This is a genomic window from Dialister sp. (assembly GCF_036343215.1).
Lineage (GTDB): Bacteria > Bacillota > Negativicutes > Veillonellales > Dialisteraceae > Dialister.
Genome location: NZ_JAZASU010000082.1, coordinates 1 through 7,757 on the forward strand (window position 1 = coordinate 1; position 7,757 = coordinate 7,757).

Sequence of the window (7,757 nt, forward strand, 5' to 3'; positions counted from 1 at the left end):
CACCTACTCCAAGATCGCAACGCAGGAGGATTTCGACAAATTTTAAGGAAAGGAGGCGCATCCTATGGCGAACCGCATCAAAAAACTTTTTTTTCGCGAACAAAACCTGGATGGTCGTCGAAAAGCCCTTGAAGCCTTGTAAATAATGGCTTTGAGGGTTTTGTTCATGGATGGAAAGAAATGAACAGAACGAGGGAATGAACAAAACGGTTTTGTTCAAAACCGGGTGAATGGATCTGGAACAGAGAAGGGTGGTTTTGTTCATTTTAGATCTGAAGCTCCCGGGAATCCACTCCCGGGATGTATCTCCCAAAGGCTGGAAATACCTCCCCACAGTAGTGTAACTGGCATATAAATACAAGAATTATGCTGATCGGATTTTTATGGTAAAGTGGCATTCGTAAAGGGGTGCTGCTATGGGAGAGACGATTCGGATTACCGGTAGGGATCCCAGAAAGGATTACAGATACGCTGTTTATGAGCACAAGCTGGTGACAGAGGACGGGCTGTCGTATATCCGGTCATTCATCGTGCTGAAGAACCAGTACGGGGTGATCGTCCGTTTCACCAGGCTGCATAACTACACGGGGGCTTACAATAACAGGACGGCCAGGCCGCTCGCTTCTGATGCCAATGCCAGGATGCACTATATCTGCATGATGCTGAACTACATCCTGATTGATAACTATGAGGTATACAGGATAGACCATGTGTTCAAAGTCACGAAGGGGATGCTGGTGGCATTCTTCACGGACTATGCCATGGGCACTAAGGCGGACGGAGGACACAGGGGCAGCGAAAGCGTGGAAAACTGCATACATTCAGTCACGTTGTTCTTCGTAAAGCTGAGCTGGAAGTATGGAGGGTATGTCGCCATGAAGAGGAATGAACTGTACCGTGAAACACAGGGCTATGACCACAGTGGCAGGCTGGTAAAAAGATCGGTTCCGGATTTTGAGATCCGGTATGTACCGGAGGAGAAGGAAATCTTCAGGGACATTCCGACGAAGGTGTTCAAGATCCTGATGAACCTGGCGCTGCGGTATGCCCCGGACATCGCTTTTGCCATGGGGCTGCAGGCATTCGCCGGCCTCCGTCCAGGGGAAGTGATGAATGTCAGGCAGGAAGGCAGCCCCAAGGGCAACGGTATCATCTTTACGTACCTGGACGGCAGGCTGATCCGAGCTGACATTGACCTGACCCATGAATACGCCATGCGGAGCGACGGAGTGGGGTGCGGAAAGATCAAGAAGGAGCGGAGACAGGGTGTCTATCCACCGTTTCTGGAAGCGTTCCAGCAGTTGTATGAAAGTCATAAAGCCTTCCTGGCCACGCAGACATTTGAGGCGGATTATTGCCCCATGTTTGTGAACGCCAATGGAATGGCCATGACCTACGGCAACTACTATGCCCGTTTCCAGTATCTGGTGGATACCTACCTGCGCCCGCTACTCCTGGAGCATTCAGATCCGGAGTGCAGGATATACGGCCAGATGCTTTGCGAGAACAAGCTGGCGCCGCATTCCCTGAGGCATTGGTTTTCCGTACAGCTCGCCCTGCGGGGAGAAACCATTGATCAACTTCAGTTCTGGCGCGGGGACAGGAGTCCTGAAAGTGCCCTTGTCTACCTCCAGAATAAGGGCGATCTCGTGCGTGAGTTGGCAAAGACCAATGAGTTGCTGGCGTCATTCCTGATGGAAGAAGGTGCGTTGTGGCATGGGAAAGACTGATCTCTATGCAGCAGTAAAAGACCTGGCATGCAAGAGGAAATCCTTATACACGGGGAGTATAAAGGAGCGGAGGAAACTTCTGAGTTTTCTGGAGATGAATGGCTGGTTCGGGCAGGATGTTGAAGTTCTTCCGGACAATACAGTTTTGGCTGGTAAAAAGCTGTATGTTACAGAAGAACAGGCATCTGCCTTGTGCAGCAGCCTCCATCTTTGGCTGGATGGATTTCGGAAAGGAAACAGCGAAAAACTGGAGATACTCATGCGCTATGGGGAAGAAATACTGCCACGGACAACTGCCCTTTACCGGGAATACATCTCAGGCGAAAATCTGGCAGATGACATTTCTGCATGGAGGCTTTTTGATTTCCTGCTCTTCCATCTGCCTGGGGAGATCACGGTACTCAATCCTGAAGAGATGGAGAAACTTGTGGATACGCTTGACGTTGAAGCGACCAGGGCTGTCAGTGAATTGTATGCCGGATTTAACGCATGGATGCAAAAGAAACTCGGGATTAGTGGCTGGCAGTACAGGTTTGAATATCGGAAAAAGCGTGAAGAGACAGAGGCATACACGGTCCGCCAGTTTTCAAGCATGGCCTACTGCCTGTTTAATGAGGAATGGTGGAAACAACAGGGCCTTTTGGAAAAGGCCTGTGAATCTGCCGCCCAGGCGAATCTGTGGGCCTTCCTCGCCATGCACTTTGTATGCGGGCTGCGCTCCACGGATATCGTAAGGATCCCTAAACCGGATCTGGGGGAATCGGGGGAGGCATTCCGTGAAAAGGCCGTTTCAGGTACGCTGGAATCTCCGGAAGCCGTTTCACGGGATGTGCAGATCCGGATCAGGTTCCGTCCAAAGCGTCCCAATAAAACAATGGCGGGTTCGGGGATACCGGATTTGAAAGTTTTCATTCCGGTGTCGCTGGAGAAACCCATGGGAATCATTCTCGGGATTGCTGCCAGCCATCACCCGGAAACGAAGCCCGGCGAATCATTTATCCGGGCGGACAGGTCTATAAGCCGGATGCGCAGATTTCTCGGGAAGGATTTCATGGACATCCTTGCCGGTAAGGGGTTTGCCAGCTCCAGGGCGAACAAGGCGTACCTGCAGGGACTCGAAATGATGGCAGATTCTTCAGAAGGCAGCATGAGGGGATATATGATCGCCGCCTTGGCAAGAAGCCATAAAGGAGGCCTCGGCACGCTGCCGGATGTCACGGATATTTACCTGCGCGATGCCGCATTCTCGGGATATAAGCCGGAGTTCATCGCCAGGGAAATGTTTGAGCGCGGCGTTTTCGGCTTCATCCCCCATCTGCTTCTTGAGGTGTATGCCGGCAGTGAATACACCGGGCTGACCATCCAGGAACAGACAAGCCTGATCAGGGAGGTGGGGATACGGCCTTCCGGGATTGAAGGCATCGTGAGGATGTGTGAAACCTCACTTGCCAAGGCTAAGGAAACCGTGTCGGATATCGTATCGTCCGGGATGGATGTTGCGGTCATCGTCCAGGAGATCGCATCCGGCAGGGCTGTTTCCAAGCAGGAAGGATGTCTGTGTGCCATGACCGGCGGTGGTTTCCCCTGTGTGTTTCCGGAAAGGCCTGCATGCGTCGGCTGCCGGTATGAAATTCATACAAAATCCATCCTGCACCATCTTTCCAGTGAGTATGCCAGGATGCGGGATCTGTCAGGAGGACCGGACGGCTGGCGGTACCGCGCAATGATGAAAAAAGCGGTCCTGCCGGTCATCGGTGAATACCTTGCCTGTACAAAAGGCATGCTCCAGGAAGCCGACATGGGCGCGTTGTCACAGATCATGGAAGGAGGCTTGTCAGGCTATGCTTACTGCGGCGAACAAACTGGCGGGAACGGATTACAGCAGGTTCCTGGCGGTTGACTCCATAGATGCGGAAACAATCAGCAAAGCAAAGGAAATCTTCAATCGTTACCTGTCCCATGGGATCATTACCGGTGGCAGGTTCGAAGATGATGAATGGCCTGTTACAGATGAAAAAAGCAGGACCGCGATACGCTTTTCCTATTCAGACAGCGATTACGAAGGGCATGCGGCTCACTGGATCGGATGCACATCGCAGTGTTATAAGGAAGCTGTCAAAAGCTATGTACTGTTCCATATGGGTGCGTGGACGCTTGCATCATTACGTGAACTGGCTTATCACCTGTGCCGGATAGCTGCTGAAGACTTTCCGGAGGATGATGGATTCGGTGAAGAATCAGCGCACATAGCGGAGCTCCTGCAGCTGATCCCGGGCTTCTCTGAGGCAAGAAATGCGGCGATTGAATGTCTGGAAGATTGTGCGGCGGTGCAGCGCATACGGACCGGCGGACAGCGCAGGCTCCTGGATTTCGCGGCCTATTTCCGTTTCCATGATGCCATGGATGAATACTGGCAGGGCGCGGGACCGGAAGATCGCAGGTTTTATTTCCCACTGTATTTGTGGTGGGAGCTTACTGCGGTCCTTCCGCTCAGGGTTACTGAATTCCTGATGATGCCGAGGGATTGTATCCGGGAAACGGAGAAAGGATACATAGTAACCATAAGGCGTACACGCCTCAAAGGCGGAAACACACTGATGGCTTACCGTATTGACTCGGACTATGAAAAGAAATCCTATCCCATCTCCTCTGAGGTTGCGGAATCAATACTCTGGTATAAGGAAGCTACTGGGAAAATGGCCGCCCCACCTATTGATTCGCTATTCTGCTATGAACCTTACAGGGAACTCCACAGGATGTCAACCGGGGAAATCTATAATTATGGCTGCCTGAAGACGACAAAGGATGATTTTTACAGAAATGTACTGGCAGGAAAAGAAATCCCGGTTGTCAACCTGGGGGATACGCGCCATATAGCCATGATGAACCTGATCATTTCAGGTGGGTCGCCGAGGATGTGCATGGAACTGGCCGGGCACACAAACATTGGCATCAGTTCCCATTATTATACAAACATGGCGGAACTGGTGGAATGCTCGACATATGCCTTTTTCAGGAAGATCAGAAAGGGCGCCGGCGCCAGGATTAATGGGAAAAGCGTTTACTCATTGACACCATTAACAGAACTGACCAGGGTACCGGAAGGATGGTGCAGGTCCCCGAGACGGCGGATGGAGGAAGTGGATGACTGCATCCAGACTGTGAATTCCCTGGGCGAGATAGGTGACTGCAAGAGCTGCCGCTATTTCCGGCGTGACAGACAGGGACAGCATCTTGATTTTTTTGATACGGAACAGGGCAGGCAGAAAGTAGAGGCTGACAGCTGGTTCTTGATGCACATGGTGGAAGCTGTGAGGCAAGGAATTGGATGCCAGGAAAACATCCGGCAGGCAATGCTCAGGCTGCAGCAAAGTTGCCATCATTACCGTGAATGCCTGTGGAAAGATATGGAGGCGGGGAATGGCGAGGCCGAAGAAAACAGAAAGTGATGAGCTGGTAGCAATCGTGGATTCCTTCTTTACATCGGAAGCTGCCGGTAACCCGGCAAAGCTGAAATGTTCGCTGTTGGAAGAATACGCTGCAAGGCTTGGGAAACAGGTAAAAGCGTATGATTTTCGCCGGGATGAAAGGGTCCGGAGACGCATAGAGGAACTGAAAGCACTGGTCAGGAACGAAAACGGTATGGGAATCCAACTCGGGAACTCATACAAAAGCCTTGATGTGGTGCGGATAATGAAAGTGCGTCAGGATCCGGATGCCCTACGTACCGCCTTGGGGGAACTGGACGCCTACTGGCAGTACATTTATGAGAGCACCCTTCAGATCCGGTGTGATGCCGACGCCGCCGCATCCGCAAGAAAGCAGCTTGAGAATGATTGCGAAACGCTCCGGGAGGAAAATGAGGCCCTCAGAAAAGAGCATGCTGCTTCAAGGGCGGAGGCCAGGAGCCTGACGATTGAAAACAGATATCTGAGAAAAATGTTGCGTACTTATCTATATCCGGCGCTGGCAAATGAAATCCTGGCAGATGAAAACCAGTTGAATAAGCCGGACACGGAGGTGACTGCGCAGGCGAAAGAAAAATTGATCGACGGGAAGTTCCCATCTGCGGCCAGCGCGGCTTATGCCGGTGACAGGAAGATGATTTCCCGGGAAGAGGAACTGCTGCGGCAGATGTGGGATGCTATACCGGAGGGGACATCGTGAGGGGGATGGAAACAATACTGGACAGGACTGATCTTCTTGAAGATTGGGATTACGCAAAAAACGGGGCATTGTTGCCAGGGATGGTTTCGATGCATTCAGGAAAGAATGTCTGGTGGAAATGCAGGATTGGACATAGTTGGGAAGCCACACCGGCAAACCGTTGCCATGGAACGGGATGTCCGTATTGTGCAAACAAAAAAGTGATGGCAGGGTACAACGACCTGAAAACAAAAGCTCCTGGCCGGGCAGACCAATGGGATTATGATAAAAACGCAGGCCTGCTCCCGGAAGCCGTGACTTTGAATTACGGGAAAAAGGTTTGGTGGATATGCCCGGAAGGACATAGCTATGAGGCTACGCCGGCAAACAGAAACCATGGGACTGGCTGTCCGTATTGCGCAGGCCGCAAGGTGCTGGAAGGCTTTAATGACCTTAAATCGCAGGATCCCGAAGTGGCATCACAGTGGGATTATGAAAAAAATGGTGATTTAAGGCCAGAGATGGTAACACAGTTTTCTAAGCACAGGATATGGTGGATTTGCAAGGAAGGCCATAGTTGGCAGACGGCCGTTCAGAACCGTCATGATACTGGCTGCCCTGTTTGCAGCGGACGCATTGCACAGTCGGGAGTTAATGATCTTGTCACTATATGCCCGGAATTGGCCGCTGAGTGGGATTACAAAAAGAACACCAATTGCAGGCCGGAAGAAATGAGACCGGGTTCAAACATTCCTGTTTGGTGGATATGCGGGCTTGGACACAGTTGGAAGATAAGCCCTAATCATCGCATCCGTGGAAGTGGATGCCCTTATTGCGCGAATAAAAAAGTGCTGGCAGGATTTAATGACCTGAAAACGATGTTTCCCGAAGTGGCATCGCAATGGGATTATGAAAAAAATGGATCACTGAAACCGGAAATGGTCATTTCACACTCAAACAGGAAGGTGTGGTGGTGCTGTGCAAGAGGACACAGCTGGCAAGGGTCTGTGTCCAACAGAACGCTGCATAAGCGAGGCTGCCCGTATTGCGCTGGTCAGAGAGCAATAGCCGGTGAGAATGACCTGGCCACCTTGGATCCTGTCCTGGCTTCAGAGTGGGATTATGATAAAAACGGTGAATTGCGGCCGGATAATGTGATGCCGGGAAGCCAGAAGAAGGTATGGTGGAAATGCGCGGAAGGCCATAGCTGGCGAGCCGCCATTTACTCACGGAAGAACCATGGGTGCCCAGTATGTTCGGGCAGACAGGCCATTCCGGGAATAAATGATCTGAAAACAACAATACCTGAAATTGCTGTAGAATGGGATTATGAAAAGAATGGTGATCTACGACCAGAGGATGTGACGGCTCAAAGCAATCGTGACATCTGGTGGAAATGCAGGAATGGGCATAGCTGGAAATCCAAGCCGTCTGATCGATATAGAGGTAATGGATGCCCGAAATGTGACGGCCGGATAAGAATGAGGACACATTTCATGTGATCTTAGATAATGATCAGTTCTGAAAAGGGTGATTGCAGAGCGCAGTCATCCTTTTTTGATGCGAGAATTACTACGGGAAGGAGGAAGGCTGGAATGAAGCTTTTGAACAAAACGAGTAGCTTTAGCAACACAAGTTTAGTCTGTGATTCTGTAAAAATGAACAAAACTAAGGCCGGAAGAAAAAATGGTTAACATCAAGGGAATCACCGTTGAGATCGGGGGTGATACAACAAAGCTGGAGCAGTCGCTAAAGTCTGTCAACAGCACGATCAAAAGCACACAGAGCCAGCTGAAGGATGTCTCAAAGCTCCTCAAGCTGGATCCGAAGAATACAGAACTTCTTTCCCAGAAACAGCGGATCCTGAAAGATGCTGTCCAG

The 7,757-nt window shown here is 50.9% G+C and carries 7 protein-coding genes; 6 read left to right on the forward strand and 1 reads right to left on the reverse strand.

The window, feature by feature from the left end; all coding sequences use genetic code 11:
- A partial coding sequence (locus tag VZT47_RS08515) for a hypothetical protein (RefSeq protein WP_330224542.1) occupies window positions 1–265 on the reverse strand: 265 nt, incomplete at its 3' end.
- Window positions 266–416: 151 nt separating this feature from the next.
- On the opposite strand from VZT47_RS08515, the gene VZT47_RS08520 reads away from it, so the two are divergent.
- From VZT47_RS08520 to VZT47_RS08545, 6 genes are all read left to right on the forward strand, one after another.
- On the forward strand, window positions 417–1,730 hold the full coding sequence (locus VZT47_RS08520; protein WP_330224543.1) for a hypothetical protein: 1,314 nt from the start codon (window positions 417–419) through the stop codon (window positions 1,728–1,730).
- Window positions 1,717–3,630, forward strand: a complete 1,914-nt coding sequence (locus VZT47_RS08525) for a hypothetical protein (protein WP_330224544.1) — start codon at window positions 1,717–1,719, stop codon at window positions 3,628–3,630. Before VZT47_RS08520 ends, VZT47_RS08525 begins: the two co-directional genes overlap by 14 nt.
- The gene (locus VZT47_RS08530; RefSeq protein WP_330224545.1) at window positions 3,572–5,179 is read left to right on the forward strand and encodes a hypothetical protein; all 1,608 of its coding nucleotides are present in this window, start codon (window positions 3,572–3,574) and stop codon (window positions 5,177–5,179) included. Before VZT47_RS08525 ends, VZT47_RS08530 begins: the two co-directional genes overlap by 59 nt.
- Complete coding sequence (locus tag VZT47_RS08535) at window positions 5,151–5,897, forward strand: hypothetical protein (RefSeq protein ID WP_330224546.1); 747 nt, start codon at window positions 5,151–5,153, stop codon at window positions 5,895–5,897. Before VZT47_RS08530 ends, VZT47_RS08535 begins: the two co-directional genes overlap by 29 nt.
- A gap of 5 nt (window positions 5,898–5,902) precedes the next feature.
- Window positions 5,903–7,378 (forward strand): zinc-ribbon domain-containing protein, encoded by a 1,476-nt coding sequence (locus VZT47_RS08540; protein WP_330224547.1) that lies wholly within the window; start codon window positions 5,903–5,905, stop codon window positions 7,376–7,378.
- A 184-nt stretch (window positions 7,379–7,562) separates the two neighbouring features.
- On the forward strand, window positions 7,563–7,757 hold a 195-nt coding region (locus VZT47_RS08545), incomplete at its 3' end, for a hypothetical protein (RefSeq protein ID WP_442877429.1).

Coding starts and splice junctions, on each gene's coding strand:
- VZT47_RS08520 (WP_330224543.1), top strand. CDS start 417: ATGGGAGAGACGATTCGGATTACCGGTAGGGATCCCAGAAAGGATTAC.
- VZT47_RS08525 (WP_330224544.1), top strand. CDS start 1,717: ATGGGAAAGACTGATCTCTATGCAGCAGTAAAAGACCTGGCATGCAAG.
- VZT47_RS08530 (WP_330224545.1), top strand. CDS start 3,572: ATGCTTACTGCGGCGAACAAACTGGCGGGAACGGATTACAGCAGGTTC.
- VZT47_RS08535 (WP_330224546.1), top strand. CDS start 5,151: ATGGCGAGGCCGAAGAAAACAGAAAGTGATGAGCTGGTAGCAATCGTG.
- VZT47_RS08540 (WP_330224547.1), top strand. CDS start 5,903: ATGGAAACAATACTGGACAGGACTGATCTTCTTGAAGATTGGGATTAC.